Source organism: Natrinema caseinilyticum (assembly GCF_024227435.1).
Classification (GTDB): domain Archaea; phylum Halobacteriota; class Halobacteria; order Halobacteriales; family Natrialbaceae; genus Natrinema; species Natrinema caseinilyticum.
Window position 1 is genome coordinate 2,620,981 of record NZ_CP100445.1, and the last position, 26,686, is coordinate 2,647,666.

Annotated in this window: 28 protein-coding genes and 1 pseudogene; 25 read left to right on the forward strand and 4 right to left on the reverse strand. The window is 62.2% G+C overall.

What is annotated here, in order from left to right; translation table 11 throughout:
- Nucleotides 1–243 precede the first annotated feature (243 nt).
- The 9 genes from NJT13_RS12845 (at nt 244) to argF (ending at nt 9,674) form a co-directional block, all read left to right on the forward strand.
- Nucleotides 244–1,524: an argininosuccinate synthase gene (locus NJT13_RS12845; RefSeq protein ID WP_254522026.1), complete on the forward strand. Its 1,281-nt coding sequence runs from the start codon at nt 244–246 to the stop codon at nt 1,522–1,524.
- Between the two features lie 2 nt (nt 1,525–1,526).
- Nucleotides 1,527–3,083, forward strand: coding sequence for an argininosuccinate lyase (gene argH, locus NJT13_RS12850; RefSeq protein WP_254522027.1), 1,557 nt, complete (start codon nt 1,527–1,529; stop codon nt 3,081–3,083).
- A 228-nt stretch (nt 3,084–3,311) separates the two neighbouring features.
- Complete coding sequence (lysW, locus tag NJT13_RS12855) at nt 3,312–3,476, forward strand: lysine biosynthesis protein LysW (protein ID WP_005554620.1); 165 nt, start codon at nt 3,312–3,314, stop codon at nt 3,474–3,476.
- A gap of 91 nt (nt 3,477–3,567) precedes the next feature.
- Nucleotides 3,568–4,443, forward strand: a complete 876-nt coding sequence (lysX, locus tag NJT13_RS12860; RefSeq protein WP_254522028.1) for a lysine biosynthesis protein LysX — start codon at nt 3,568–3,570, stop codon at nt 4,441–4,443.
- Complete coding sequence (argC, locus tag NJT13_RS12865; RefSeq protein WP_254522029.1) at nt 4,443–5,519, forward strand: N-acetyl-gamma-glutamyl-phosphate reductase; 1,077 nt, start codon at nt 4,443–4,445, stop codon at nt 5,517–5,519. Before lysX ends, argC begins: the two co-directional genes overlap by 1 nt.
- Before the next feature lies 1 nt (nt 5,520).
- Nucleotides 5,521–6,390 carry an acetylglutamate/acetylaminoadipate kinase gene (locus NJT13_RS12870; RefSeq protein WP_254522031.1) on the forward strand — a complete coding sequence of 290 codons (870 nt, stop codon included), beginning with the start codon at nt 5,521–5,523 and terminating at the stop codon, nt 6,388–6,390.
- Nucleotides 6,387–7,541, forward strand: coding sequence for an aspartate aminotransferase family protein (locus tag NJT13_RS12875; protein WP_254522032.1), 1,155 nt, complete (start codon nt 6,387–6,389; stop codon nt 7,539–7,541). Before NJT13_RS12870 ends, NJT13_RS12875 begins: the two co-directional genes overlap by 4 nt.
- Nucleotides 7,538–8,647 (forward strand): [LysW]-lysine hydrolase, encoded by a 1,110-nt coding sequence (locus NJT13_RS12880; protein WP_254522033.1) that lies wholly within the window; start codon nt 7,538–7,540, stop codon nt 8,645–8,647. Before NJT13_RS12875 ends, NJT13_RS12880 begins: the two co-directional genes overlap by 4 nt.
- Nucleotides 8,648–8,753: 106 nt before the next feature.
- The gene (gene argF, locus NJT13_RS12885) at nt 8,754–9,674 is read left to right on the forward strand and encodes an ornithine carbamoyltransferase (protein ID WP_254522034.1); all 921 of its coding nucleotides are present in this window, start codon (nt 8,754–8,756) and stop codon (nt 9,672–9,674) included.
- A 365-nt stretch (nt 9,675–10,039) separates the two neighbouring features.
- Here argF and NJT13_RS12890 read toward each other — a convergent pair whose 3' ends face one another.
- Nucleotides 10,040–10,513, reverse strand: a complete 474-nt coding sequence (locus NJT13_RS12890; protein ID WP_254522035.1) for a histidine kinase — start codon at nt 10,511–10,513, stop codon at nt 10,040–10,042.
- A 188-nt stretch (nt 10,514–10,701) separates the two neighbouring features.
- On the opposite strand from NJT13_RS12890, the gene NJT13_RS12895 reads away from it, so the two are divergent.
- The 5 genes from NJT13_RS12895 to NJT13_RS12915 all read left to right on the forward strand — a co-directional run bounded on the left by NJT13_RS12895 (nt 10,702) and on the right by NJT13_RS12915 (nt 14,168).
- A complete protein-coding gene (locus NJT13_RS12895; protein WP_254522036.1) occupies nt 10,702–10,950 on the forward strand; it encodes a DUF8001 family protein in 249 nt (82 codons plus the stop codon).
- Between the two features lie 66 nt (nt 10,951–11,016).
- Nucleotides 11,017–11,400 (forward strand): helix-turn-helix domain-containing protein, encoded by a 384-nt coding sequence (locus tag NJT13_RS12900; protein ID WP_254522038.1) that lies wholly within the window; start codon nt 11,017–11,019, stop codon nt 11,398–11,400.
- 57 nt (nt 11,401–11,457) lie between these two features.
- Nucleotides 11,458–12,717: a threonine synthase gene (gene thrC / locus NJT13_RS12905; protein ID WP_254522039.1), complete on the forward strand. Its 1,260-nt coding sequence runs from the start codon at nt 11,458–11,460 to the stop codon at nt 12,715–12,717.
- A gap of 90 nt (nt 12,718–12,807) precedes the next feature.
- Nucleotides 12,808–13,176, forward strand: a complete 369-nt coding sequence (locus tag NJT13_RS12910; RefSeq protein WP_254522040.1) for a hypothetical protein — start codon at nt 12,808–12,810, stop codon at nt 13,174–13,176.
- A gap of 92 nt (nt 13,177–13,268) precedes the next feature.
- The gene (locus NJT13_RS12915) at nt 13,269–14,168 is read left to right on the forward strand and encodes a transcription initiation factor IIB (RefSeq protein ID WP_254522041.1); all 900 of its coding nucleotides are present in this window, start codon (nt 13,269–13,271) and stop codon (nt 14,166–14,168) included.
- 3 nt (nt 14,169–14,171) lie between these two features.
- Here NJT13_RS12915 and NJT13_RS12920 read toward each other — a convergent pair whose 3' ends face one another.
- Nucleotides 14,172–17,690: an LAGLIDADG family homing endonuclease gene (locus tag NJT13_RS12920; protein ID WP_254522042.1), complete on the reverse strand. Its 3,519-nt coding sequence runs from the start codon at nt 17,688–17,690 to the stop codon at nt 14,172–14,174.
- Nucleotides 17,691–18,623: 933 nt separating this feature from the next.
- Here NJT13_RS12920 and NJT13_RS12925 point away from each other — a divergent pair.
- Nucleotides 18,624–18,809 carry a hypothetical protein gene (locus tag NJT13_RS12925; protein WP_254522043.1) on the forward strand — a complete coding sequence of 62 codons (186 nt, stop codon included), beginning with the start codon at nt 18,624–18,626 and terminating at the stop codon, nt 18,807–18,809.
- A 319-nt stretch (nt 18,810–19,128) separates the two neighbouring features.
- Nucleotides 19,129–19,395 (forward strand): HalOD1 output domain-containing protein, encoded by a 267-nt coding sequence (locus tag NJT13_RS12930; RefSeq protein ID WP_254522044.1) that lies wholly within the window; start codon nt 19,129–19,131, stop codon nt 19,393–19,395.
- A 116-nt stretch (nt 19,396–19,511) separates the two neighbouring features.
- On the opposite strand, the gene NJT13_RS23515 is transcribed toward NJT13_RS12930, so the two are convergent.
- Complete coding sequence (locus tag NJT13_RS23515; protein ID WP_425499757.1) at nt 19,512–19,727, reverse strand: DUF7692 domain-containing protein; 216 nt, start codon at nt 19,725–19,727, stop codon at nt 19,512–19,514.
- 1,031 nt (nt 19,728–20,758) lie between these two features.
- Here NJT13_RS23515 and NJT13_RS12935 point away from each other — a divergent pair.
- The 8 genes and pseudogenes from NJT13_RS12935 (at nt 20,759) to NJT13_RS12970 (ending at nt 25,477) form a co-directional block, all read left to right on the forward strand.
- Nucleotides 20,759–20,962: a DUF7501 family protein gene (locus NJT13_RS12935; protein WP_254522045.1), complete on the forward strand. Its 204-nt coding sequence runs from the start codon at nt 20,759–20,761 to the stop codon at nt 20,960–20,962.
- Nucleotides 20,959–21,057: pseudogene (locus NJT13_RS12940) on the forward strand (IS5/IS1182 family transposase); the annotation flags it as partial. The gene NJT13_RS12935 and the pseudogene NJT13_RS12940, both read left to right, overlap by 4 nt.
- Before the next feature lie 52 nt (nt 21,058–21,109).
- On the forward strand, nt 21,110–21,781 hold the full coding sequence (locus NJT13_RS12945) for a SagB/ThcOx family dehydrogenase (protein WP_254522046.1): 672 nt from the start codon (nt 21,110–21,112) through the stop codon (nt 21,779–21,781).
- Between the two features lie 968 nt (nt 21,782–22,749).
- A complete protein-coding gene (locus NJT13_RS12950) occupies nt 22,750–23,349 on the forward strand; it encodes a hypothetical protein (RefSeq protein ID WP_254522047.1) in 600 nt (199 codons plus the stop codon).
- A 73-nt stretch (nt 23,350–23,422) separates the two neighbouring features.
- Entirely contained in the window at nt 23,423–23,650 is a 228-nt protein-coding gene (locus tag NJT13_RS12955; protein ID WP_254522048.1) for a hypothetical protein, read from the forward strand.
- A 473-nt stretch (nt 23,651–24,123) separates the two neighbouring features.
- Nucleotides 24,124–24,465, forward strand: coding sequence for a hypothetical protein (locus NJT13_RS12960; protein ID WP_254522049.1), 342 nt, complete (start codon nt 24,124–24,126; stop codon nt 24,463–24,465).
- 98 nt (nt 24,466–24,563) lie between these two features.
- On the forward strand, nt 24,564–25,001 hold the full coding sequence (locus tag NJT13_RS23200) for a winged helix-turn-helix domain-containing protein (RefSeq protein WP_256549395.1): 438 nt from the start codon (nt 24,564–24,566) through the stop codon (nt 24,999–25,001).
- Nucleotides 25,002–25,282: 281 nt separating this feature from the next.
- Nucleotides 25,283–25,477: a hypothetical protein gene (locus NJT13_RS12970; protein WP_254522051.1), complete on the forward strand. Its 195-nt coding sequence runs from the start codon at nt 25,283–25,285 to the stop codon at nt 25,475–25,477.
- Between the two features lie 70 nt (nt 25,478–25,547).
- Here NJT13_RS12970 and NJT13_RS12975 read toward each other — a convergent pair whose 3' ends face one another.
- A complete protein-coding gene (locus tag NJT13_RS12975) occupies nt 25,548–25,976 on the reverse strand; it encodes a hypothetical protein (protein ID WP_254522052.1) in 429 nt (142 codons plus the stop codon).
- Nucleotides 25,977–26,339: 363 nt separating this feature from the next.
- Between NJT13_RS12975 and NJT13_RS12980 the strand changes: the two genes are divergently transcribed.
- Nucleotides 26,340–26,621: a hypothetical protein gene (locus NJT13_RS12980; protein WP_254522053.1), complete on the forward strand. Its 282-nt coding sequence runs from the start codon at nt 26,340–26,342 to the stop codon at nt 26,619–26,621.
- The last annotated feature ends 65 nt before the right edge of the window (nt 26,622–26,686 follow it).

The following is a 26,686-nucleotide window of genomic DNA, read 5'->3' on the forward strand; positions in this document are numbered from 1 at the left end:
GCATATCTCGTACAATGAGCCAGTCCGTCGGCACGATGCTCGCCGATTTCGGTACCGACGGGACCGTCGCTCGGCGGCGGCGGCGACGGGCCCTTTGAGCCCGCACTCTACTTCACCCTTCGACCCGGTTCGTTCCGACGACTCGAAAACTGCATTTTTCCGCATAGCAGGCGCTCTCTCGCTTATTTTCGAAATCGAAACCAACGGGCTTAAGTCCGTCCTTGGATTTCACTCGAGTACGATATGACCCGCGTGGCACTTGCGTTCTCGGGCGGCCTGGACACGACTGTCTGTGTCCCGCTGCTCGAGGAGGAATACGGATACGACGACGTAATCGGCGTCACCGTCGACGTCGGCCAGCCGGCCTCCGAGTTCGACGAGGCCGAAGAGACCGCCGAAGCGCTCGGCCTCGACCACTACGTCGTCGACGCGCGAGCGGAATTCGCGCAACTCTGTCTCGAGAGCGTTCGCGCGAACGCGACCTACCAGGGCTACCCGCTGGGAACGGCGCTCGCCCGGCCGGTGATCGCCGAGGCGATCCTCGAGGTTGCGGAGGAACAGGACTGTACCGGCATCGCCCACGGCTGTACGGGCAAAGGCAACGACCAGCTTCGGTTCGAGGCCGTCTGGCGCGACTCGGATCTGGAGGTCATCGCTCCCGTCCGCGAGCTCGGGCTCACCCGCGAGTGGGAACAGGAGTACGCCGACGAGAAGGACCTTCCCGTGGAGGGTGGCAGCGGCGGCGACTGGTCGATCGACACCAACATCTGGAGCCGCTCGGTCGAGGGCGACGACCTCGAGGATCCCAGTTACGTCCCGCCGCGGGACATCTACGAGTGGACCGACGAACCCACCGGGGAGACCGAGGAAATCGAAATCGAATTCGAGCAGGGCTACCCGGTCGCCGTCGACGGCGAGGCGTACGATCCCGTCGACTTGATCGAGTTCCTCAACGACCTCGCGGGCGGGTACGGCGTCGGTCGGACGGATACGATGGAAGACCGCATGCTCGGGCTGAAGGTCCGCGAGAACTACGAGCACCCGGGCGCGACGACGCTGTTGAACGCCCACGAGGCACTCGAGGGGCTCGTTCTCACGCAGGAGGAGCGCCAGTTCAAACAGCAGATCGATCAGCAGTGGGCCCAGAAGGGCTACGAGGGCCTGATCGACGCGCCGCTCGTGAGCGCGCTCGAGGGCTTCATCGCGGAGACTCAGAAACGCGTCACCGGAACCGTCACGATCCGATTCGAGGGCGGACAGGCCCGTCCGGTCGCTCGCGACAGCGACTTCGCGGCCTACTCCGCCGAACACGCTTCGTTCGACACCGAGACGGTCGGGAAGATCACCCAGGAAGACGCTACCGGCGTCGCGAAGTACCACGGCTTCCAGCGTCGCCTCGCCAACGAGGCGATCGCGGCGAACGCCGCGGACGACGAAGTCGAACTCGCGACCGACGGAAGCGGCGGTGACGCGAGCGACGCGAGCGGGTCCTCGTCGGAGCTACGCTCCGACGTAGACGAGTAATCATGACGGAGGAGAGCGCTCACGACGGCGATTCCGGACGTCGATCCGCCGGCGCCGACGGTGGCACCGACGACGAAGGTGTCGTGCGCCGGGACCGTTTTAGCGGCGGCCCCGCCCGGAGCTTCCTCTCCTCGCTCGAGGCGGACCACCGGATTTTCGAGGCCGATCTCGAGGTCGATCGCGCACACACCGTCATGCTGGCCGAGCAGGGTATCGTCGCCGACGACGTAGCGGGTCAGATACTGACCGCCCTCGATGCGATCGAGGTCGACGGTCACGGCTCGCTCCCCGACGGCGAGGACGTCCACGAGGCCATCGAGACGGCCGTCATCCAGCGTATCGGAACGGACGGCGGAAAGATGCACACCGCGCGGTCGCGCAACGACGAGGTCGCGGCCTGTATCCGGTATCGCTTACGCGAAGACGTCCTCGCCGCGATCGAGACGACGCTCGCGCTGCGCGAGTCGCTGGTGACCGTCGCCGACGAACACGCGGAGACGATCATGCCAGGCTACACCCACCTCCAGCCCGCCCAGCCGACGACGGCGGCACACTGGGCGCTGGCCTACGAGGGGGCCGTTCGCCGCGACACCGACCGCCTGCTCGCGGCCTATTCTCGGATCAACGAGTCGCCGTTAGGCGGGGCCGCGTTCGCGGGGACGACGTTCGATATCGACCGCGAGCGCACGGCCGAACTGTTGGGATTCGACGGCGGTCCCGCGAGCGACGCGAGCGGGAACTCGGCGGAGCAACGCTCCGCAGTTATCGTCGAGAACTCGATGGACGCCGCCTCGAGTCGGGACTTTCTGCTCGAGGCGGTCCAGGCGCTGTCGACCCACGCGACGACGCTGTCCGGGATGGCGGAGGACGTGATAATCTTCGCGAACCGCGGGTTCGTGGACCTCTCTGACGATTACTCCTCGACGTCGTCGATCATGCCCCAGAAGAAGAACCCGGACACGCTGGAACTCGTCCGCGCGGTCGCGGGCGACGCGGCCGCCGGCGTCCAGGGGTTGACGACGACGCTCAAGGGGCTTCCGCGCGCGTACAACCGCGACCTCCAGCGGGCGACGACTTACGCCTGGGAGACGGTCGATGCAGTTACCGAGGCGAGCGAGGTCGCGGCCGGTGCGATCGCGACGGCCGACTGGAACGAGCAGGTGCTGGCGGCGGAAGCTGGCGAGGGGTTCTCGACGGCGACCGGCGTCGCGGATCTACTGGCCGCGAACGGCCTCCCCTTCAGGACGGCGCACGAACTGGTCGCCGTCGCCGCGGAGAACGGCGCGGACTACGATGCGCTCGAGTCCGCGGCACACGACGTGCTCGGCGAATCGCTCGCGGCTCACGTCGATCCGGCCGCCGTCGAGGACGCGCTCGATCCCGCAGCGAGCGTCGCGAGCCGCGACTCGCGGGGCGGGCCCGCCCCCGACGCGGTCGAGAGACAACTCGAGTCCGCCCGCGAGTCCCTCGCGGCGGACGAAGACGAACGCGGGGAGCTGATCGGGGCGCTCGAGGCGGCACACGAAGCGTTACGCTCGGAGGTGAACGAGTATGTGTGACGTGGTCGCTCGGCCACCGGTGGCGGAACCGCCGGCGCTCTCTCGGGTCGCCGGTCGGCCGGTTCGACGACGATCCCCGCGGGGGGATGAATTACCTAATTGATGATATGTCAAAGTAAACCTGCGGTATGATAGCGTCTACGGTCCGTTAGAGTGGGGTGCGGATAGTATAATTTTGCTGTTAAGTTCGAAGGCTTTAAGGGAGCCCGGCTCCCACGTGCGAATACAATGACCGAATGCGTCGAGTGTGGGGCGGAGGTGTCCCTGCACGACGATCTGGAAGTCGGAGAGATCGTTGACTGTACGACCTGTGGCGCCGAACTGGAAGTCGTCGACACCGAGCCGCCAGTCCTCGAGCGAGCCCCCGAGCTCGAAGAGGACTGGGGTGAGTGACCTTGCAGACGGGCGCGACATCGGCCCGCGCTGCGTACACGACTTCAGGAGGTCCTGACGGGTCTCACACATCCACTCAGAGGTGGCTCGCGTGAACGTAGGCATACTCTATTCACGGATTCGCAAGGACGAGAAGCTCCTCTTGAACGAGCTCCGCGAGCGCGATCACGAGGTGACGAAGATCGACGTCCGCAAACAGACGTTCGACATTTCGACGGTTCCCGACGGGTTCGACGACCTCGATATCGTCGTCGATCGCTGTCTCGCCACGAGCAGGAGCCTGTACGCCACGCAGTTCCTCGAGGCGTACGGCATCCCCGTGGTCAACAGCCACGAAACCGCAGACGTCTGTGCGGACAAGGTGAAAAATAGCCTCGCCCTCGAGGCCGCGGGGGTACCCACGCCCGCGACGAAAGTCGCTTTCACCAAGGAGACCGCGATGGAAGCCATCGAGGACTTCGGCTATCCGTGCGTCCTCAAACCCGTCGTGGGTTCGTGGGGGCGCCTGATGGCCAAGATCGACTCTCGAGACGCCGCCGAGGCGATACTGGAACACAAGGCGACGCTCGGCCACTACGAGCACAAGGTGTTCTACGTCCAGGAGTTCGTCGAGAAACCGGGTCGGGACGTTCGCGTCGTCGCGACCGACGGCGAACCCATCGCCGCGATGGTCCGTTCGTCGGACCACTGGATCACCAACGCCGCCAAGGGCGCGGAGACGACCGCGTTCGACGTCGACGACGAGGCGCGCGAACTCGTCCGGAAGGCGAGCGACGCCGTCGGCGGCGGACTCCTCGGCGTCGACCTGATGGAGACGGGTGACTCGTACACCGTCCACGAAGTCAACCACACCGTCGAGTTCAAAGCCCTCGACGGCGCCGTCGAGACCGACGTCGCCGGCTCCGTCGTCGACTGGCTCGAGACCAGAGCCCAGGCGGCGGATCCGGAACTCGAGGTGACCGCCTGATGGCGGTCGACGCCGAAACCGACGGCGACGAGATGGCCGAGTCGGTCACCGCGACGGTCATCGGCGGCAGCGGCTTCACGGGTGGGGAACTCCTGCGCCTGCTCGCGGGCCACCCCCACTTCGAGATCGCGGAGGTCACGAGCCGTTCGAAGGCCGGCAAAAGCGTCGGTTCCGTCCACCCGCCGCTGCGCGGGTCGGACCTCCGGTTTACGGAACCCGACGATCTGGAGAGCGTCGACGTGCTGTTCGTGGCGACGCCACACGGCGTTTCCATGGGTCAGATCGACGACTTCTTCGAGGTCGCGGACACCGTGGTCGATCTCTCGGCCGACTTCCGCCTCGAGAGCGAGGCCCAGTACGACGAGTGGTACGACGGTCACGAGGCGCCCGAGTACCTCGAACGCGCGGAGTACGCGCTTCCGGAGATCAACCGCGAGAACCTCGCGGGCGCGGACCTCATCGCGGGCGGCGGCTGTAACGCCACCGCAACGATCCTCGGGCTCTACCCGCTTTTCGAACACGACATCGTAGACGGCGACGAGCAGATCGTCGTCGACGTGAAAGTCGGCTCCTCCGAGGGCGGGGCGGGCGGCGGCGAGGCCTCGAGCCACCCCGAACGCTCCGGCGTCGTACGCCCGTACGCACCGACTGGACACCGCCACGAGGCGGAGATCGAGCAGTTCCTCGGTACGAGCGTGGCGTTCACGTGCCACGCCGTGGACATGGTCCGCGGCGCGAGCGCGACGAACCACGTCTTTCCGTCGGGCCCCGTCTCGAAGGGTGACCTCTGGCAGGCCTACCGCGGCTGCTACGAGGACGAGCCGTTCGTCCGCATGGCCGCCGGCGGCTCCGGCGTCTACCGCTACCCCGAACCCAAGGCGGTGGCCGGGACCAACCTCGCCGAAGTCGGCTTCGAACTCGACCCGTCGAACAAGCGCGTCGTGGTCTTCTCCGCGATCGACAACATGATGAAAGGCTCGGCCGGACAGGCGGTCCACGCCGCGAACGTCGCGCTCGGATTCGAGGAGACGGCCGGCCTCGGGTTCACGGGGCTGCACCCCGTGGGGGCACCCTGACATGACGACCGTGGTCAAGATCGGCGGCGCTCGCGCCGTCGATCCCGAAGGTGCACTCGCCGACGTTGCTTCCCTGGTCGACGGGGGCGAAGACGTCGTCCTCACGCACGGCGGTTCGACCGCCGTCGACGAGACCTTAGAAGAACTGGGCTACGAACCGACCTACGTCGAGACGCCCGGCGGCGTCGTCGGCCGGTTCACCGACGAACGCACGATGGACGTCTTCAAGATGGTGATGCCCGGCAAGCTCAACACCGATCTGGTCGAGAGCCTGCACAACGAGGGCGTCGACGCCGTCGGCCTCTCCGGCACGGACGGCAAGCTCCTGGAAGGGAAGCGGAAGTCCGCCGTCCGCGTGAAAGAAGACGGCAAGAAGAAGATCAAGCGCGGCGACCACTCGGGGACGATCGAGTCGGTCAACGCCGACCTGCTCGAGACCGTCCTCGCGGGCGGCTACACGCCCGTCGTTTCCGTTCCGGTGCTCGGACGCGAAAAGGCAGGCGGATACACCGCGGTCAACGCCGACGCCGACCGTGCCGCGGCCGCGATCGCCGGCGCGCTCGAGGCGGACCTGGTCGTCCTCACGGACGTGTCGGGGATCTACGAGGACCCCGACGACGAGTCGACGAAGATCGACTCGGCAGCCACGCCCGCGGAGTTCGAAACCGTCACGGAGGCTGCGGAAGGCTTCATGACGAAGAAGGTCATGGCCGCGACGGAGGCCCTCGAAGGCGGCGCCGCGTCGGTCACCGTCGCGACCGCAAACGCCGACGAACCGATCACGAGCGCGCTCGCGGGCGAGGGAACGACCATAGAGCCGGGCGTGCTCGCGGACGAGACGGACGCCGAAACGGAGGGGGCCGCACAGTGAGCGACCTCGATTTCGTCTCCGGAAGCAAACCGATCGGCATCGAGAGCGGCGAGGGGCCGTACCTCTACACCGCCGACGGGACGGAGTACCTCGACGCCGGCGCGAGCTACGCCTGCACGCCGCTGGGACACTCGCATCCGGCGGTCGTCGAGGCCGTTCAGGAACAGGTCGGCGAGTTGACGTTCGTCGACTCCTCGTATCCCGTCCAGGCGCGCGAGGACGCCTACGCCGCGCTCGTCGCGGCCGCGCCCGACGGACTCGAGTCGGCCTGGTTCTGCAACTCCGGGACCGAGGCCAACGAGGCTGCGCTGAAGTTCGCCCGGTCGGCGACCGGCGAGTCGAAGATCGTCGCCGCGACCCGCTCGTTCCACGGGCGGACGATGGGATCGCTCGCGGCGACCTGGAAGGACAAGTACAAGAAGCCGTACGAACCCCTGGCAGGCGACGTGGAATTCGTCCCCTACGGCGACGGCGAGGAACTCGCTGCCGCCGTCGACGACGAGACCGCGGCCGTGATCCTCGAGCCGATCCAGGGCGAAGGCGGGATCAACGTCCCGCCCGCGGGCTACCTCGAGACCGCCCGCGAGTGCACCGACGAGGCCGGCGCGGCGCTCGTCTTCGACGAGGTCCAGACCGGCATGGGCCGCACCGGCCGGATGTGGGCCTGCCAGAACGCGGGCGTCACGCCCGACGTGCTGACGACGGCGAAGGGCCTTGGCAACGGCTTGCCCGTCGGCGCGGTCGCGGTGCGAGACTGGATCGCCGAGGGCGCGGCCTCGCACAACGCCACGTTCAGCGGCGGTCCCGTCGTCGCCGCGGCGGTCCACGCGACCGTCTCGACGCTGGTCGAAGAGGAGTGGCCCGCTCACGCCGCCGACATCGGCGACTACCTCGTCACCGAACTCGAGGCGGCGCTCGGTGACAGCGTCCGCGAGGTCCGTGGCGACGGACTGCTCGTCGGCGTCGAGTTGAAACGCGGTGCGAACCGCGTCGCCCGCGATCTGGCGCTCGAACACCGGATCCTGGCGCTCCCCGCGGGCCGGACCGTGTTGCGCCTGTTGCCGCCGCTCGTGATCGGCGAGGCGGAGGCGGATCGACTCGTGGACGCGCTGACCCAGATCCTCGCACCCGACGCCGACTCCGAATCATGAGCGCATCGATGGAAGACACCGCGGACGTCTCGCTCGAGGCGGCCCGCGAACTGCTGATCGATCTCGTCTCGACGCCCTCGCCCTCCGGCGAGGAAGACGAGGCCGCCCAGCGTCTCGTCGAGTTCTTCGACAGCTACGGCCGCGAGGCGCGGATCGACGAGGTCGGCAACGTCCGCGCACCCGCGGACGATGCCGTACTCCTGACCTCGCACGTCGATACCGTTCCCGGCCAGATTCCCGTCGACGTCGACGTCGCGGACGCTGCGGACGAGGAGGCGGAGATCGCCGCGGACGGCGAGGAGATCCTCTGGGGCCGCGGCAGCGTCGACGCGACCGGCCCGCTGGCGGCGATGGCCGTCGCGGCCGTCCGGACCGGCGTCTCGTTCGTCGGCGTCGTCCAGGAAGAGACGAGTTCCGCGGGCGCGCGCCACCTCGTGGCCGACCGCGAAGCCCAGCCGGGGGCCGTCGTCAACGGCGAACCCAGCGGCGCGACGGGTATCACGCTCGGCTATCGGGGCTTTCTCAACGGGACCTACGTCGCGACCAGCGAGTCCGGACACACGTCCCGGCCCGAGCCGAACGCCATCCAGCACGCGACGAACTGGTGGACGAGCGTCGAAGACGCGTTCGAACAGGACGAGTACACGCCCGTCTTCGAGCGCGTGACCGCCAAACCCGTCGCCATCGACGGCGGGATCAGCGACGACGGACTCTCCGTCGAGGCGACGCTCGAGGCGCAACTGCGCGTTCCGCCGTCGTTGGACGTCGAGACGGTTCGCGAGACGGCCGAGGCCGAACTCGAGATTGGCACGGTCTCCTGGGACGAACCGATCCCGCCGGTCATGGAGAGCCCGCGGACGGAAGTCGCCCGGGCCTTTCGGGCGGCGATCCGTGCCGAAGGCAGCGATCCGCGTCTCCTTCGCAAGACGGGGACCAGCGACATGAACCTCTATGCCGACGCCTGGGACTGTCCGATGGTCACCTACGGCCCCGGCAACTCGGCGCTGGACCACGCGCCCGACGAACGGCTCTCGCTGCCGGAGTTCGACCGGTCGGTCGCGGTCTTAGAGCGGGTCGCAACGACGCTCCGCGGAGGGGACGACTGATGATCCCCGAAACGCGACCGCCGACAGCGCCACCGAGGCGACCGCCTGCAACGGCACGACCGCGACCGCGGACAGCAGTACGGAGACAGACGAGCGGTGATCATCCATGACGACCGATTCCGATCCACGACACTTCCTCGACATCGACGACGTTTCGCGCGACGAACTGGCGACGATCCTCGAGCGGGCGAGCGAGTACAAACGCGCCCTGCGTGCGGGCGAGGACCACGCCGTCCTCGAGGATCGCACGCTCGGGATGATCTTTCAGAAGCCGAGTACGCGGACCCGCGTGTCGTTCGAAACGGGGATGACCCAGCTGGGCGGCCACGCCGTCTTTCTGGGCGAAGACGACATCCAACTGGGACGTGGCGAGCCGCTGAAAGACACCTCACGAACGCTTTCGCGGTACGTCGACGCGGTGATGGCCCGCGTGTTCAAACACGAAAACATCGACGTGCTCGCGGAGTACTCGACGGTCCCGGTCGTCAACGGCCTCACCGACGACGCACACCCCTGTCAGACGCTCGCGGATCTGCTGACGATCCGCGAACACGAAGACGGGTTCGCAGACGTCTCGGCGGCCTGGATCGGCGACGGCAACAACGTCGCCCAGTCGTTCGCGCTCGGTTGTGCGCTGACCGACATCGATCTGACGGTTGCCACCCCCGAGGGATACGAAATCGACGACGCGGTCGTCGAGCGCGCTCGTGCCCTCGGCGGTGATCCGATGGTCACGACCGATCCCGTCGAGGCGGTCACCGACGCCGACGTCATCTACACCGACGTCTGGATCAGTATGGGCCAGGAAGACGAACGCGACGTCCGCATGGCCAACTTCGAGGGATTCCAGGTCCGTTCGGAGCTACTCGAACACGCCCCCGAGGCATCCGTTATGCACTGCCTTCCGGCCCACCGCGGCGAGGAAATCACCGACGACGTCATCGAGGGCGAGCGCTCGATCGTGTTCGATCAGGCGGAAAATCGCCTGCACGCCCAGAAAGCGCTGTTGAGTTGGCTGCTCGAGTAGCATCGGCACGCGAGTAACGCCCGCGGCCAACACGCCTGCCCGGCCGAGGAACGGGCCGTCGCGTAACCCCGTTCGCACACGGACGGTCCCGTTTGCGGGCCGCTCGAGCGCCGATTATTCCGTCGTTAAACTCCTGTGTCGATCGAACGGCGACGTCACGTTCGTCGTGAACTATCTGCTGTCGTTATAGTATCGCCGACCGACGTGTCGGGTAGCCATGTCGTTCAGACTGCTGCTCGCCACGCTGCTCGTGGTGCTGGGACCGGTGGCCCTGGTCGTGCTGTACGTGCTGTGACGGAGGATAGACCGGGGTACCGACGACTGACTAACGGGTAACGGAGGACGACCCGTTCTGCGGAGTCGCCTCAGACGCGCTCGAGCATCGCGTACGTGACGCCGAGGACGAGTCCGTAGGCCGCGTGCCCGACGAGACTTTCGACGGCGATGTTGGGGACGGCCGGTGCCATCTCGAACCCGACCGCGGAGAGCCAGATCGGCATGACGACGGCGGCGAGGACCGCCCAGACGACGAGTCCGTACGCGATCCCGAGGATTCCGCCGGTCGCGAGGCCGATATCGGTCCGACCGGTCGCGACGAGCACCGCCGCGAAGACGACGCCGATTACCGCTCCGTGAGCCACGTGCACGAGCATTCCAACGAAGCCGCCCTCGAGGCCGTACAGCGCCGGTATCGCGCCCTCGAGTACCTCCGGCGTCAGTATCGCCATCATCGCGCCGAACACGATGGCACCGGCGATACCGCCGACGGTGCCCGCCTGCCACGGTTCGAGTGGGGTTCCAGTTCGTTCGATCATTCGCGTTGCCGTTCTCGATGCCATGCACTGTCGTACCACACCCGGGCGTGTATCGATATCTCGGTCGGGCACCGCCCGCACACATCCATTTTTATCGGCCGGTTCGACTGTTCTCGGCTCCGCTCCGCGGTGCCTGCCGGCCGCGGCCGGCGACGACCGGGCGGACGTACCGACGCCAACCTTCTTTGAATCGGCGCACCCACTCACACCCGATGCCGAAGCCCCTCCGCATCTCGGCGGGCGAACTCGAAACGGACGCGATTATGGAAGCCATCCAGGACGGCCGGCGGGTCGTGATTACGATCACGGCGGTCCGAACCGAGTACGAAGTGACGTTGCGATACGACGGGTCGATCTACTACTGCGACACGCCGACGCGGCTCCACCGACACGAGAACGAGCGGGAGATGCGGGCCTGTATCCGGAAGATGGGGTATGCGACGGAAGCCGACGGTGACTGACGCCGGAGCGACTCAGCGGTCCGACCGACAGCACCGCTTTTGACCCTCTCGTGCGTATCCGTCGGTATGACCGGTTCCCCGCAGCACCGCCTCGGAGAACTGATGGAGCAATCGAACCCGCCGTTCGAGGAGGTGATGAGTTGCGTCTTCGGCATCGAGAGCCACGAAACACGGACGTATCTCGCGTTGTGCGACCAACCCGGGAGCACGATCGACGAACTGGCCGCGACGCTCGAGCGCGACCGAAGCACGGTGAATCGCTCGCTCTCGACGTTGCACGATCGCGGGCTGGCTCGACGGAATCGACGACTGCTCGACGGTGGCGGCTACGTCTACCAGTACACCGCGATCGCGCTTCCGGAGGCGAAAGCACTGTTACACGAGGCCCTGGACGCCTGGACGGCCACGGTTCACGACGTGATCGAGGGATTCGACGGCGGAACGGAGTGACCGACGCCACACCCGAATCCACTCACTTTTTCTCCCTCGCCACCTTCACGACTGACAATGAGTCTCAGCCTCTCCGCTGATCAACCGGACGTGCCCGCCGATGCAGACGAGGGCGTCTGGCTCGAGTGCATCGAGTGTGGCGAGACGTTCGCACCCTTCGCGGACGTTCGGTACACCTGTGACGACTGCGACGGCCTTCTCGAGGTTCGATACGCCGATCTACCGACGTTCGACGACTTCGAGGGCGAGGGCGTCTGGCGCTACGCGGACGCGCTTCCGTTCGACGACGGCGTCTCGATTCAGGAGGGCGCCACGCCGCTGTACGAGGTGCCCCGTCTCGAGGACGACGTCGGCGTCGAGGCCCTGCGGATCAAACACGAGGGAATGAACCCGACGGGATCGTTCAAGGATCGCGGCATGACCGTCGGCGTCAGGGTCGCGACGGAACTCGGCGTCGGCCGGCTGGCCTGTGCGTCGACAGGTAACACCAGCGCGGCCCTGGCCGCCTACGGCTCCCGCGGCGGGATGGAGACGCTCGTCCTCCTTCCGGCGGGGAAAGTCGCCGCGGGCAAGATCGCTCAGGCGAGCCTCCACGGCGCGCGCATTCTCGAGGTCGACGGCAACTTCGACGCCTGCCTCGACATCGTCCAGGAACTCGCGAGGCAGGGTGAAGCCTACCTGCTGAACTCGCTCAACCCCTTCCGCCTCGAGGGACAGAAGACGATCGGCCTCGAGATTCTCGAGGGATTTCTGTCGGATTACGGCACCGTCCCCGATCGGATCGTGCTCCCGGTCGGAAACGCGGGCAACACGTCGGCGTTGTACAAGGCGTTTCGCGAACTCGTCCAGGCGGGCGAACTCGACGAGAGCGACGTGCCGAAACTGACCGGCGTCCAGGCCGAGGGCGCCGCGCCGATGGTCGAGGCCATCCAGAACGGTGCCGACGAGGTCCGCCGCTGGGACGACGTCGAGACGCGCGCGACCGCGATCCGGATCGGCAACCCGGTCAACGCGCCGAAGGCCCTGCCCGGCATCCGCGAGACCGACGGCACCGCGGTCTCGGTCTCCGACGAACGAATCACCGAGGCCCAACGCGACCTCGCGAGCGAGGGGATCGGCGTCGAGCCCGCTTCTGCGGCCTCGGTCGCCGGACTGCGAAAACTCCGCGCCGAGGGTATCGTCGCCGACGACGAGCGCGTCGCCTGTCTCACGACCGGCCACTTGCTCAAAGACCCCGACGCCGCGGCGGCCGCCGGTCGCGATTCCGAACCCGTTCCGGCCGACACCGATGGCGTCCTCGAGTACCTCCGAGAGTGACGTCGGCCGGTCGCGCAACCGCCGTCGGAGACGTCTGACGCTCGACTGACTTACCTTTTTCCGGGGGAACGTGGTAGCCGACGACGAGCCATGTCCGCCGAGCAACGAGGTCCCGACTTCACTACCCCCGCTGACGAACGGATTCGAACCCGTGACCCGGATCCGACCACCGATTCGCGATCGCTCGACGCCAGTCCGCTACACCGGTCTGCCGGCGACTCGAGTTCCACCGAACCCTCGCTTTCGTATCAGATCGAACGGACGCAACTCCGAGCCCGCATCGCCGTACTCGAGCACGCGCTTCGGACGAGCGAGGACCGCCGACAGGCCGTGATCGAGCAGTACGAACGTCTCCTGGCGGACCGCGACGACGCGAACGACCGACAGTCGCTCTCCGAGCCACCGACTCGCTCGCGCTCGTACCTGACACGGCTCATCGACCGAATTAGATCCCGCTAATCCAGGAGGCGTTCTCCCGCGCGTTCTTTCATATTTTCCAACACTTTAAATACCAGGACGGGGCATCTGATTATAAGGAGAAACAATAACTAATGGCAGAGACCGATTCGTCTGCGGTTTGCCCCGAATGCGATGGCAGATTACGGAGAAGGGGTACTGAAATCATCTGTGAGGAATGCGGACTCGTCGTCGCCGAAGATGCGATCGATCGCGGGCCCGAGTGGCGGTCGTTCGACGACGACGAAACCGATCGACGACGGACCGGGGCGCCGCTGACCCGCTCGAGACACGATCGAGGCCTGTCGACGGAGATCGGATTCGGTTCGGGCTCACGGGCGGGGTACAGCTCTCGAGTGACCGGCCGAAAGCGGCGTCAGATCGCGCGATTGCGCCGCGAACACACCCGTGCCCGGATCGCGTCCAAGGCCGATCGGAATCAGGTCTACGGATTCACGGAAATCAGGCGCGTAACCGCCTTGCTGTCCCTCCCCGATTCGGCGCGAGAACAGGCGTGCGCCCTTTTCGAATCCGCCCAGACGGAAGGACTCTTCCACGGCCGTTCGCTCGAGGGGTTCGCTGCTGCCGCCGTCTACGCGATCTGCCGAACGCGCTCGATCGCCCGGACGACCGACGAAATTGCGGCCGTCGCACGCGCCGACCGCGACGAACTCACCGTCGCCTACAACGCGTTGAACCGAGAACTCGGCCTCCCGACGGGACCGATCGACCCCGCGCAGTATCTCCCGCGGTACGCCTCGAAACTCGATCTCGGGCCGCCCGTCGAACGCCGCGCACGCGAGTATCTCGACGCGCTGCTCGAGGCGGGGACGGTCGGCGGCCGTAATCCGAGCGGCGTCGCCGCGGCCTGTCTCTACAAAGCCGCCGGCGAATACGACGACTGGCCGTCGGTGACCCAGGCCGCGGCGGCAGACGTCGCCGACGTCGCATCGGTGACGATCCGATCTACGGTCTCCGAAATCGACTCCCTGTGAGCGCTACGTCGTCCGAAGCGTGTCCGTACTCGGCTCGTAGACCTCGCCTTTCTGTTTGAGCTTGTCTATCTCGTGTTCGGCCTTGGAGTGGTCCATGCCGACTTCTTCCGCCCGCTCCAGGACGATGTCGACCGGCGCCCCGTCGTCGTACTCCTCCTCGATATCCCCGATGAGCTGCTTTAGGTTCTTGATCCGGTCGCGCTGGGATTTCGAGGTCCCGGCCTCGACGATGTCCGCGTCGAACTCGCCGGTCTCGGGGTCGACCCCGACGTCCTGGAGACACGAGCGAACGATCTCGATGACCTGCTCGGCGTCCGACTGCTCGACCGTATCCGACAGCCGAACGCGCGCGCTCGCCTCCGACAGGCGAACCAACGCCTCGAGCTTTCGCGCCGTGACCGGCACCGCCGCGTCGTCGTCGGTCCCCTTCGAGCGCAGATCGACGTAGAAATCCCGGATCGCCTCGCGGGCCGCCTCCGTCATTCGCGGGTGGCAGTTCTGCTTCGAAAAGGCGATGTACTTGCGAAGGAGTTCGGCGTCGATCTCCGGGTCGACCTTCGCCGTCATCTCGTCGATCTCGTCGGTGCTCACATCGAGCGAGGCCAGTTGCTCGCGCTGGGTCGTCAACTCGCCGGCGTAGTTCGTCGTGATGATGTGTTCGGCGAGGTTGCGATCTTTCTCCTCGTCCGGCGTGTCCGTCACGGTGAAGATCAGGTCGAACCGCGAAATCAGCGCCGGCTCGAGGTCGATCTGCTCGCTGATGGGCTCGTACTGGTCGAAGCGGCCGTACTTGGGGTTGGCCGCGCCCAGCAGCGAACACCGGGACTTGAGCGTGGCGTTGATACCTGCTTTGGAGACCGAGATCTTCTGTTGCTCGAGCGCCTCGTGCATGGCGCTCCGGTCTTCCGATCTCATTTTATCTAGCTCGTCGACCGCTGCAATCCCCTGATCGGCGAGGACGAGCGCGCCGGCCTCGAGGCTCCACTGCTGGCCGTCGCCGAAGTCGTCGCGGACCGCGGCGGCCGTGAGACCGGCCGAGGACGACCCCTTCCCGGAGGTGTAGACGGAGCGGGGTGCGATGTTCTCGATGTAACCGAGCATCTGTGAGTTGTGCGAGATGACGCCGTTCGAGATGTAGTTATGTGTCCCTTCTATCTCGAGGTCATACACCCAGTCGTAATCGGGTGTGACTGTGTCAATCGATTCGATCCGTTCCCAAGCGACGGCTCCTTCGACGAACTGCTCGAGGGCAGTGATACTCGTTGGTAAGGACCCACCATCAGCTACAGCTGCTCCCTTGTTTTGGTTATCCTGCTCCGATAGAGCGTCTTTGAAGGCAAGGACGACTTTTCGGAGACTTTCTCGACTCGGATTTTTCGATCCCCGTTCGTAATTCTGGTACGTCGATCGAGGTACTCCACACTCGGCCTGTGTTAGTGAAAGCGATTCTCGAATCTGGCGAAGTTTCGTCCCGATGTTTGGAACGACATCGAGGTTCGTATTTCCGTTCGTATCGACGTACTGCTCCGTAGCCTGTTGTTTTCGGTCGGTTATAAACCCAATCTCGGAGACGTACGTCTCAAATTCGTCTCCACTGATTCTGAGTCGGCAACTCCCATTATGTCGCTCATGTAGCTGTGAGCGGATCCCCAGTGAGAGAAGCAGAGTTCGGACGTTTTCGAGAAGTTCACGACTCATCGAAGCGATAGTAATTTCTCGCTGGGACTTCGAAACATGTCCCTCCCCTTCGATGAATGCCTTGAGGAATTCCGATTTGGTCGATTCAGTCGCCCTAAATATGGCTTCTGGGACACACTGGTTATCAGACGACTGGTGAATACACGGTTCGAGCGTCTCGAGGAAGCTTACGAATTCTCCTGCTGAACATAGCAGTTCACGCGCGTTTTTTTCCTCGTGAGGTTCTCGTTCCGTTATATTGAGACCGAGTTTCTCGAACGCGTTCGCTGCGTCGTCTAATACTTCCCGGTCGTTATTCGTAATCGAAACGAATCCCGTATTGTTGTCTCGTTGCTCGACGTATCCTTCTGCGATAATGTAGCCGATCAGTCGAGCTAATGACGGGGTCCATTCGTTTGGTAACTCTAGCTGAACTGCATTCTGAGATCGAGATTGACGGAAATTGACGTCGAGCGTATCGTCTCCTTCTGTAGAGAGAGTACAGGGTGCAGCAATAAATTGTCCTTCGGTGAGATCACCCGCAACGATCGGTTTGAACTGACTGTCATGCTGTACGAACAGCGGATGTGATGGCGTCACCTCGAGCTCCCGTCCGCTCGAGGTCCGCAGGCGATACATCCGGTCGGGCGCTTCGCGCTTCCAAACTTTCGTTGCTCGCTGTGGGATGATCGAGCCGTCGTCCTGCAAGGACGGAACCTCAAGATCTATCTCGTCCCACCAACCGTCGTCGATCGGTTTCGGATCCTCGAGATTCGATTCGACGAGTTCGCGAATCGTAACGTCTCGGCCGTCCGCGAGTGTGACCTTTGTGTCTCCGCGAACGCACTTGCCAGTTCCCGGGTCACCGATCAGCAACATGTGCAGGTCCCCCCGAATCCGCGAGCCGTCGGGCAACTGCTTCGTCACCCCGGAGAACAACTGGAGGATCATCGCGAGTTTCTCCTGGTCGTAGCCGTAGATGGAGGGCGCGATGGAGGCGATCATGTGCTCGTAGACGTCGTCTCGATTGGAAATCTCGTAGATCGCCTTCTTGTCCTCCTCGGTGATGTCCATGTCCTCGAATTGCTCCTCGTCGACGTCGACGGACATGCCCTCCATGTAGAAGTCGAAGACGGGCGATTTCTCCTGCTGGTCGCCCTGTTGCTCGAGGCGGAGGACGCCGGTCGCGGAGACGTGGTCGCCGGGGGTCACCTCGCCGGTGATGTCGTCTTCGACGTGGACGTCGAGTGATTGCGGGGTTTCCCCGCCGCGGAGCCCTTCGGGACTCTCCTGAATGCGGAGCTTCTGGGAGTCGACGAACTCCGACTGATCGAAATTGACGCGGAAGGGACCCTGTCGTTCACAGCCCTGGCACTCGTGGGGTTCCTGGAAATCGCCGCTGGACTGGGGAACGCGGGTGAGGGTGCCACAGAGCTGGCACTCGAAGGCGGCTTCCTCGATTTTGGGGCGGACGTCCGTGGCTTTCCGGACGATGCCGTGTACCTGCACGAGCGAGTTCATGTCCCGAGCGCGGATCTCCCTGATTTCGGGCGACTCCGTCTCGGGGAGGTTTCGGATCCGGACGTGGGCCTGCCCGAGACTCACGTCGATCGGCAGGTCGTACAACCGGAGCGACTCTTCGGCGTAGCGCTGGAGCTGTTCCGGCTGTGCGATGAAGTCGTCCGCGAGGTCGGGATCGAACCGGTAGAGGTCCTGCCAGTCGACGTGCAACGACCGCTGCTCGTTGGGGTATCGCTGCGCAAGCTGTTTGATCTCGTTATCGTAGTAGTTGCGGAAGAACTGCTCGAAGGAATCGACGAGTTCTGAATTTCCCGCTTGCGCCATTGCACCGTTCTAAGGCCGGCATCCGGTATAAATGGTCGTATACCGCGGTGAAACTGATCGGCCGGGATCTTCGCCCGGTACCGTCGCTCGCTCCGTCCCACCGGCAGACGCTGGTACCCGGACAGACTGTGGTATCCGAACTGCTCGAGTATCTGTACGACGAGCGAGAAATCATCACGCCGTGTGCTGTTTCCCTGTTGGCACGCGACCGTGCCAGGTGTATGTTCACTCCACCGTGATAATGTAGGTGTGGCCAATTTATGTTGGGACGGAACGTCGGTGCGCGGAGACCGTCCGACCGTGTTAGGCAGCTCCCACCCCGACGGGACCGAATCCGTCCGCGGCGACGCCGAGGATCGCGATCCGGAACGTGCGATCGAAACGCTCCTTCGAGGGTGCGGGTGACGCTGTGAATCTTCTCGCTAGGCATGTGCACGACGTACCAGTTCGTCACTGGACTTCCAGGAACAGGCGTTCGCTCGACGTCGAGAAACGGGCGTCCGGGACGAGTGACCACGATTCCCCGATGCTGCTCGAAACCGCGGGGCCGTCAGTTCGACTGTTGCGCCACGCGTCCGACGAGAGGGTGACCGCGACCGTGCCCGCGTGGAACGGCCGCGAGGTGTTCAGTAAGCTATAAGTGACCAATGCTAATCACCTAATTTAGAGGCGCAGGATGGCCGAATGAATGAAGTCGGCCGGGTGGTGGAGCACCCGACCTGTGTCCTCCCAGCCTAGAAGGACAATGTACACTCACACACCTGCCTACGAAAGAATTTCGGAAGCGAACGTCCATAAACAGTCTCGAGAGCGGCTGCAACGCGCTTTCTGCGAGCCACTCGAGTCCACTGCGGCCCCGTCGCTCGAGTCCGGTTCCACGTTCGTCGGGACGATCCGTCCCGCCATCGACGGGCACGATGGGGGTGGTCGCAGATGACCGACGGCCACCGGCACACGCGCGTTCGACTCGCGGAAGTGCTCGCCGAGGTCGAGATGCTCGACCGGCACCTCCCCGAGCCGATCACGATGCACGCGGCGATCGACGATCTCGAGACCGCGATCGAGTTGCTGGATCGCGTCGATTCCACCGGCGCCACCGCGGAGCATCGGAACCGCTGACGGATTCGACCACGCCGACGTACTGTTTTGTCGACTACCGGCCACGTGAGTGCACTGTTCTCACAGTTTCTCGGGAGACAATGGTTCGCTCGAGTGAGTGACCCCCCTTCCGGTGATACGGCGGTGGTGGTCACCGCGGGACCGAGCAGACGACACTATCAATCGGTACTATCCGCTGTGTGTGTCTCTCTCTCGCGTCTTAATCTCGTATTTCCCTGTCTATCAGGGTATCTCACGAAAACTGTTCATCCCTGGGTGTCTGACGCGCGTCATTAGAGGAACGTCTGGTTTTATATGGTTGCTCCTGGCAACGGTGATTGTGCAAACCACCCAATCACTCAGTCTGAAGATCGTAGATGAAATCGCAAGCTGTGAAGGAGTTCAGCCGGAGGAACTCCGGCCACCGATTCACTACGTTATTGACACGGACGCACTCGACTCACTCTACCAGTCGGGTGACTCCGAGCGGGCTCCCTCCAAGGTCGAATTCGTCTACAAGGGCTACACGGTGACTGTCGATCGGACAGGCGAGGTGGACGTCACGAAACGCGCCGCGGCCGTAGAACCCGATAAGTCGGCGGCGTGATCCGCTCTCCGTATCGCGATTAAATTTTGTTTCTTCCGACGCGGTGTGATCGATTGTCCTAGTGACGACTTCGAACGTCACGCCGATTCTCGAGAGTATTGGGCAATCCCCTAGTGCTATTGGCGCGTGTGGTCGTCGCGCTCGAGGACCTTGCGGGCAGTCTCACCGAATTTTGGTACGTCGTCGCAGGCGCTCTCCTCAACTTTCGGCTTTTTACGACTGTGGAAACCTGCTGCGCGCTCGATAGCGTCTCGTCGGTACGCACGATTACTGTTAGCCTCGATTCGCAAATTTGTACACACGACCTCCCGATTCCTCGTTTTTCGTCTCACTCGAGCCGGTCCATAACCCCTGATTGGAGGTCTTCCTGACAGTTTGTTAGAGGAGTCACCTATTCATTTCCAACAAAACCAATTGCAGATTTATGTCGCTCTGACAGTTCATCTGACTCATCAACTAGGGTTGTGAATTTAATTATCTAAACCAAATAGAGAAAGAGGCCAGCCCCGGTATAGAGGTCAAATGAATTGTAGAAGATCCTAATCGCATAGATTGGGGTTAGAACGGCTATAAAACTCCAAACAATCAAAGAAATCAATACTAATAGCTGCAAAGGAATACTTGATGGGAATAAAGGTATTGAGGGGTGAGGCGCTGTAGTTTTTTGACCCTGTTCGTTTAGGGACACCCGCAAAGGGAGGCTTTTGCGCCAAGTGCGAAATGGCCTCACAGGCGTTGCGGTGCGATTGAGCCGACCGCCACGCCCACTCCCGACAGAATACAAGCAAAGGGCTGAAAATCAGCTTCAGATGGAAATCTAGTTGCGCAAACGAAGTGAAGGGGTTGTGGTGCCACTACCCAGGCCGGTTCAGCGGTCGGCGGCAGCTCCGACGAATCCGATTTCTGCTCCACCAACGGGCATCTCTGCACCATGGAGGTCCCTCAAATCGGCCCTCGATCACGACTACTTCTCGAGGACTCCCCCACTCACAAACTCCTACACGAGTCCGCCGTCGAGCGCATCGCCGCCGGCTGTCGGACGTCCGCACACTCATCGCTGTGCCCTCGCGCGCGCCGCGCGCGCTGTCACGAAAATGAACGGCCACCAGTTGAACGGCCACCAGTGCGATCACTCCCTCACAGCCGTCGGACTCGAGCACTCGACTCACTCCGTCGTTTCGCGTCGAGCACCCCTCCGTTTCGCGTCGAGTTCTCAGCTCCTGACACCGGTCGATCGGTCCGCGAAGGGGGTGGATCGACGAGTACCGTTCTCGAGCGGATCTCGGTCCCTCACGCCCGACGTGTCGGTGCCGTGACCGGCGACCGCCGCACGGTTGATGCTTCTCGAGGGCGAACGGACAGTATGGCCGAGCACGATCACCCCGCTCCGAACTCGCCGGGATGGGACAACCCCGACTTCTGCCCGTTTTGTGGCCACCGACTCCCCGACGGCGGCCCGGGGTTCGTCGACCACATTCAAAACGACGCGAACGCCACCTGTCGAGACCGATTCGAGGAGTGGCGCGAAAACGTCGCCGACGATATCGGCGGCGAGTGGTCCGGGTAACCGTCAGAGAGTCGCTTGCTATCCTCGAGGTGCATGTCTCGGCACGGGAGAAACGCGATACGAAGACCGGGCCATCGGTCGTCCGCTGGATCGCAGACGCAGTGCCGCCGGCCAAAGGCTTTCAATTTCATTGGTGTGTGCTACCGTATGCTTTCCGAACGGCTGTTGAGGCGGACCACGGTATCCGGACTTGCGGCCGGTCTCGCATCGCTGATTCCCGGTCGAGGGAACGCAGGCGCCCGCGGCGACCGTCTCCACCGAGTTCGGGAGGACGCCGAAGCCGTCTCCCTGCCCCCGCCCGAGACCGACGGTGACAGCTCCGTCGAACGAGCGATTGCGAACCGCCGTTCCAGACGCGAGTTCGCTGCGACCCCGATCACGCGACGGGAACTCTCACAACTGCTCTGGGCGGCTCAGGGTATCACCGAGCCCGAGAGTGGTCATCGAGCAGCGCCGAGTGCGGGCGCTCTCTATCCTCTCGAGGTGTCCGTCATCGTCGGGGACCCCGGCGTCGACGGACTCGACGCCGGCGTGTATCGGTATCGACCGACGCCACACGAACTCGCGTTGCGTGGTCGAGGGAACGTGCAAGCCGAGTTGCGGGCGGCCGCAGTCGATCAGGGGGCGGTCGAACGAGCGGCTATCGACGTCGTGATCTGCGCGGTTGACGAGCGCACCACTCGCGAGTACGGGAAACGTGGCAGGCTTCGATACGTCCCGATGGAGGTCGGACACGCCGGGCAGAACCTGTCCCTGCAGGCGGAGGCGCTTGCCTCTCGACGGTCGCGATCGGTTCGTTCGACGGTCGCCGAGTGCTGAACCTCGTCGACGCTCCGCCAGACCGCCGACCGCTTTACATCTATCCGGTCGGTGCGAGGGCCTGAAACGGGACTCGATGGATCGACTATCCATTTCGTCTCCAACTCGAGTGAGGGCGAGAAACGGTCGCCGCTGACCGCTGTTCGATCCGATTGTTCCGTACGAGAGGATGGGCTTGCCCGGTTTCCCCGTCGTCGGATTCCCCCTCCGTGTCACTGGCGGGTCGTTGATCGAGATTCGGACGCCGTTGCTCCCGCAGTTCAGCCCTTCGAGTCGGCTGATCGTAGTGATTACGCAGTCCGTCAATTGAGATTTTTACGCGCTCTGTGACCTGTTCTGGCGGAATCCCGTGGTCGAGGTACCTCGGTATCGATCCTGTTCGGACCACGTGAGGATTCACTGACGAGAGTCACTTGCTGATAGATGAGTACTCAAGATATTCGCACGTAGTCCGTTCCCGTGTGCTGCCACCGGATTGAACGCCCGCGTCTTCGACGGCATCACAATCTGCATGACGGGGAGGAGTCAGACGCCCCTCATACCTTCATCGGGAAGTCGCCAAAATCGCGACTACCCACGTACAGGTGGAGATCGCTTGTAATGTCCCTCGTGTGAAGAACGGACCGATAGCAACCAGCTACGCTGCTATTCTTCACTACCAGGCGGGCTATCAGCGACCGGTTGGCGGTTAAGCGCGACCAGAGTTTCAGGGTGTCCATCTCGCTCTCTGATACTCGAGGTCGCGATTCGACGCGTTCGACTAGTCATCATTCCTCTTCGTTCGGTCGCGCCAATGCCATAATAAATATTATCGATCAGCGAAAAATCAGATCGGTAATGATATTAATATCTGCTGGTATTATCCGATATGTTTCGTCGCTTCTCCTTTACGACTCGGTCCCAGCAGGACGTGTATCCCGTGTCACAGCGGGCGAGTCGCGTACCACCAGACGGTGGGGTTGCAACCAATGAAGAACACGACGCGACGAAAGGCAATCACGGGAATTGGGGGAGTAACGATGGCGGCGCTCGCCGGCTGTACCAGTAGCATAAGCGGCGCTATCGGCGGACCCAGATTCGAGAAGGGCGACGAACGAGACGTGATGTTCGAGGCCTCCTGGTTCGGCGACGGGTGGGAAGAATCGGAAGCGGAGGGCTCTGAGGGGGGCGTCGGGAACAGTAGTAACGAGAGCGAAGACGACGAGGATGAGTGGGATCTCGGGTTCGACACTAACGAAGTCCCCTATAACCCGAAGACGTTCGAAAAAGAGGACGATGACGGGTTTTACTTCGTGATGGCGGCGGTCGGTATCCTCGAAGACGGCAACGCCGCAGAATCGGCTGTCGAGGATTTCGGACGGCGTGAGATGGTCGATCCTGGGGACCCTGACGTTGGCGACACGTCAGTTCGGGGCGAAGTCGACAAAGTCGGAGTGCTCTACTTCAGCCTCGACAACGCCGTTGTCCTCGCCGGTGCGGCCACCCTCGTCGGCTTCGACCTCAATCCCGATCACGGAAGGGCCCTCGAGGCCGGGGAAGAACTCGAATCGCGACTGAAAGAACTGTAACACTGTCGACTTCCGGATCGATACGAACGGTTCGTGATTTATATTTTTGAGGCTCCGAAGAGTGATCTCAGGTATGCCGGCGTTCGGCTCACTCGAGTCGCAGGAAGTGCGTGAGTATTGGGCGGACGAAGCGCGGGATTTCACGCCGTGGATAGGTGCCGAAATTCGTTCGGCGGACGCGTCCGAACTGGAAGAAACGCTTGGACTGGAGTTGGACGTCATCGAGGAAGAAAAGAGCGTCGGCAGGTACAACGTCGATAGACGTCGGGATCACGAACAACTACGTTTAGAGACTCAGTAGGGGATCGTTCGTGAACTCTCGAGTGCACCGAGCACGATGAATCGGCTTGGTGGGCATTCGCTACGGAAGGGGGAAGTTATCAGTGTACATGATACTCATGCCAACTATGTTCACAGTGGGTGGAACTCATGCATCTGGTATCTAGGCACCAGCCGGTGCGTCTCCCTCAGATTAGGAAAACAGACTCGGACAACCATTCTTCAGTAACGGCAGGTCTACAGAATAGTTACCCCCTGTAGTTTCTGCAGGTCTCCAGCCATTGTCGGGACTGGTAATAGATATCTGTTTATCTGCCATCGACGCCCCTACGACCGTGTTTCCGTCCCTCGAGCGAAAGTTCAAGCCAACAGAACCGGGTTCCTCGAGTGCTCTGTCTGTCTCTCTATTCTCGACGTGTGGCTTTGCGGTTCGAGTGAAGAACTCGAGGGTACTACATTTTAGAGATCTTTCGTATAATACAGTACTATAGGGTAATGCCACAAAACAACTTGCTTGAATATATCGAAACCTCGGAGAGTGCCGATGAGCGTGACATCCTCGAGCGGATCGGTCGCGATCTCTGGGGAGACAGGTGGACGATACGAGTCCGACACTACGCAGACGGGACGACTCGGCGCTTCATTATGCATTCAGAAGGTCGCATCGGATCGGACGATCACGATTTCGACCCTGACGCTCGCGTTTTAGAGAGGGAACGCATCTGGATCGATGTCGACGATCAGCAGATGTATCGCGATCGAGTCCACGTCCGAGAGGAGACTGAGACAATCGAGGACGAACTACTCCCGGAGGAATCGGACCAAAGAAGAACGTGAAAATGCACGTCTGTCTGCCCTTTTAGCCCGCTCATTTCCACCTTCGTATTCTCCATACACGCTCCAATCACACAAGACTGTGTTCTACCGCAACAGTAATGTCGGTCGTTAACTCATCAGTGCGGCCGAAGCCAACATGCTGTTGTCCACCACTGCTTTGTTTCGAATGCAATGAGCCGGACCGACATCGAAGATGGGAACGAAACGGAAGAACTCGGACCGGGGGGAGCGCCGTGATAACGGTTCTTGGTGTCCATCCGAAGACCTGCATCCTGCTCGCCTTATTGGCGGACCCTGACCGAGATTACAATATGACCGACATCGCCCGACTGGCCGATATCGGTCGGTCGACCGTCTATCGGCACATCGACGATTTGCTCGAGTTGGGCCTGATCGAGAAAACCCGGAAAGCGGGCAATGCTCAAATGTCTCAGATTAACAAGGGTAGCGAGACTGCGGAAAGCTTTGCGGACTTCGAGCGAAAAATCATCGAAGCCCTCGGTGAAAACGGGCAGCCGCTCCTCGTCCGAGATTAGAACGAACTCTCGAATTATGGGTTCGCTCACAATTCGCGAGTTAGGGATCGATCTCGACGTAGTCGCGGGCGCCTCCCTTGAACACATCCGTACTGACCGGGAAATATATTGGAGGAGAGAATATAGTTGAATGAAAACCCACCATGAAGGATTTCAGGGACTTGTCCGCACAGTCGCATAGTTTAGAAGATTTTAACGTCGGAGACTGCTTTCATGTTATTCCCGAAAGGAAGGGTAGCGTCGCGGATGGATTTGGACTATTTGGAAGTGTTCATGTTCATATGCATGGCGACGTTGATTTCGGCTCGGTTTTCGAAGTGAAAGTCACCAAAGTGACCAACTGGTATCTCGTTGCGGAAGTACTCGAGAAAGTTCGGCACGGCCCCTCGAAACACAAGATGGCCCAACTTGGTAACGTGGATGGCTCCGAGGATGTGGTCGCCTCGAAAAACAACAATCTTCGAGGTCTTCGGTAAGCGTGTCTCCTGTACAGAGCGAGAATCCGGTTCCTCGTGTCTCAGTATAGTCGGTTCTTGGAGGCTGCTGTTACTCTGTTTCCTCAACAACCGCGCTCACCGCTGCCCTGTCGTGGGCCTGGAACGTCAACAGATACTCGCCATCTCCGGTTGCATCGATCTCGAACTCATCTTCAGTCCTGACCTTCCCGACGAAGATCGACTCGCCTTCGGTCACGTTCGCAACGTCGACGAGGCAGATTCTTCCCCGCTCGAGGTCGACTGAGATGTGGAGAACGTCGCCCTCCGACATCTTGAATGGGATTCTCTGCTTCGTGTAGATTGTCTCGTCGATCAGCGAGCGCGTGGCTATCTTTGAGGCAGTGTCTCCGTCTTCACTCCCGGAATCGTTACCATCGCTCTCGTTGCTGTTTCCGTTCCCACCATCGCTGTCGGTATTCGACGCACAGCCAGCAGCCGTTGTACCAACACACGCAACGAGATAATTGCGTCGCCTCATATTTCTAATCAGAAACCGATATGGTATAAAAGTAGTTGACTACTAATTCTGTCGTGATTCGATGTCGAACCACACCGTGCCGACGGTGGGATCGGCGTTTTGTCTGTCCTGACGTTCCCTTAGCTCCACACCCGAGCCGCAGAGCCACACTTCGGAGAGAGGTACAGACATAACACTCGTGGTGAGGAACCCGGTTCTATCGGCTTTGACCTTTCACTTGTGGGTCGAAAACACGGTTGTGGATACACCTCTATGGAGAGAACGGAGAATTAGCGGGAATCCGTTGGCTACTGATTTACCTGGTCGTGTTAGTTTAGGCCTCTCGGGGAAATAATTTTCAGGACGTATGCATTATCGGCATCTATGAACGGGTTCAAGAAAGGGAACACGCATATCGTGAAAATTGAGTACCTCTCCGGCAATTCGGGTGTCGTAAAGGGGCCTGATGGAAACGGATATGTCCAAAATGTGGATGCTGAATTGGTTGGTGAATGGGTGAAAGCAAAATACACGGGAAATAAACGCCTAGAGCTTATCTCAGAGGAAGTTCCTTCAAAAGACCACGTTAAACGTCTTTCAGGCTCACACCCAGCTAAGGAGGATTTCCTCGGAAGCAAAAACGACATTTTGAATGGACATACGTAAATTTTTGGCATGGGTTGACGAATATGGCCTGTCGTACAGCTCCGGCAGTTCGTCACGCCGGTCGA

Excerpts from the sequence above, each read along its gene's own strand:
- NJT13_RS12845 (WP_254522026.1), top strand. The coding sequence starts at position 244 with ATGACCCGCGTGGCACTTGCGTTCTCGGGCGGCCTGGACACGACTGTC.
- argH (WP_254522027.1), top strand. The coding sequence starts at position 1,527 with ATGACGGAGGAGAGCGCTCACGACGGCGATTCCGGACGTCGATCCGCC.
- lysW (WP_005554620.1), top strand. The coding sequence starts at position 3,312 with ATGACCGAATGCGTCGAGTGTGGGGCGGAGGTGTCCCTGCACGACGAT.
- argC (WP_254522029.1), top strand. The coding sequence starts at position 4,443 with ATGGCGGTCGACGCCGAAACCGACGGCGACGAGATGGCCGAGTCGGTC.
- NJT13_RS12870 (WP_254522031.1), top strand. The coding sequence starts at position 5,521 with ATGACGACCGTGGTCAAGATCGGCGGCGCTCGCGCCGTCGATCCCGAA.
- NJT13_RS12880 (WP_254522033.1), top strand. The coding sequence starts at position 7,538 with ATGAGCGCATCGATGGAAGACACCGCGGACGTCTCGCTCGAGGCGGCC.
- argF (WP_254522034.1), top strand. The coding sequence starts at position 8,754 with ATGACGACCGATTCCGATCCACGACACTTCCTCGACATCGACGACGTT.
- NJT13_RS12890 (WP_254522035.1), bottom strand. The coding sequence starts at position 10,513 with ATGGCATCGAGAACGGCAACGCGAATGATCGAACGAACTGGAACCCCA.
- NJT13_RS12895 (WP_254522036.1), top strand. The coding sequence starts at position 10,702 with ATGCCGAAGCCCCTCCGCATCTCGGCGGGCGAACTCGAAACGGACGCG.
- NJT13_RS12900 (WP_254522038.1), top strand. The coding sequence starts at position 11,017 with ATGACCGGTTCCCCGCAGCACCGCCTCGGAGAACTGATGGAGCAATCG.
- thrC (WP_254522039.1), top strand. The coding sequence starts at position 11,458 with ATGAGTCTCAGCCTCTCCGCTGATCAACCGGACGTGCCCGCCGATGCA.
- NJT13_RS12910 (WP_254522040.1), top strand. The coding sequence starts at position 12,808 with ATGTCCGCCGAGCAACGAGGTCCCGACTTCACTACCCCCGCTGACGAA.
- NJT13_RS12915 (WP_254522041.1), top strand. The coding sequence starts at position 13,269 with ATGGCAGAGACCGATTCGTCTGCGGTTTGCCCCGAATGCGATGGCAGA.
- NJT13_RS12920 (WP_254522042.1), bottom strand. The coding sequence starts at position 17,690 with ATGGCGCAAGCGGGAAATTCAGAACTCGTCGATTCCTTCGAGCAGTTC.
- NJT13_RS12925 (WP_254522043.1), top strand. The coding sequence starts at position 18,624 with ATGACCGACGGCCACCGGCACACGCGCGTTCGACTCGCGGAAGTGCTC.
- NJT13_RS12935 (WP_254522045.1), top strand. The coding sequence starts at position 20,759 with ATGGCCGAGCACGATCACCCCGCTCCGAACTCGCCGGGATGGGACAAC.
- NJT13_RS12945 (WP_254522046.1), top strand. The coding sequence starts at position 21,110 with ATGCTTTCCGAACGGCTGTTGAGGCGGACCACGGTATCCGGACTTGCG.
- NJT13_RS12950 (WP_254522047.1), top strand. The coding sequence starts at position 22,750 with ATGAAGAACACGACGCGACGAAAGGCAATCACGGGAATTGGGGGAGTA.
- NJT13_RS12955 (WP_254522048.1), top strand. The coding sequence starts at position 23,423 with ATGCCGGCGTTCGGCTCACTCGAGTCGCAGGAAGTGCGTGAGTATTGG.
- NJT13_RS12960 (WP_254522049.1), top strand. The coding sequence starts at position 24,124 with ATGCCACAAAACAACTTGCTTGAATATATCGAAACCTCGGAGAGTGCC.
- NJT13_RS23200 (WP_256549395.1), top strand. The coding sequence starts at position 24,564 with ATGTCGGTCGTTAACTCATCAGTGCGGCCGAAGCCAACATGCTGTTGT.
- NJT13_RS12970 (WP_254522051.1), top strand. The coding sequence starts at position 25,283 with ATGCATGGCGACGTTGATTTCGGCTCGGTTTTCGAAGTGAAAGTCACC.
- NJT13_RS12975 (WP_254522052.1), bottom strand. The coding sequence starts at position 25,976 with ATGAGGCGACGCAATTATCTCGTTGCGTGTGTTGGTACAACGGCTGCT.
- NJT13_RS12980 (WP_254522053.1), top strand. The coding sequence starts at position 26,340 with ATGAACGGGTTCAAGAAAGGGAACACGCATATCGTGAAAATTGAGTAC.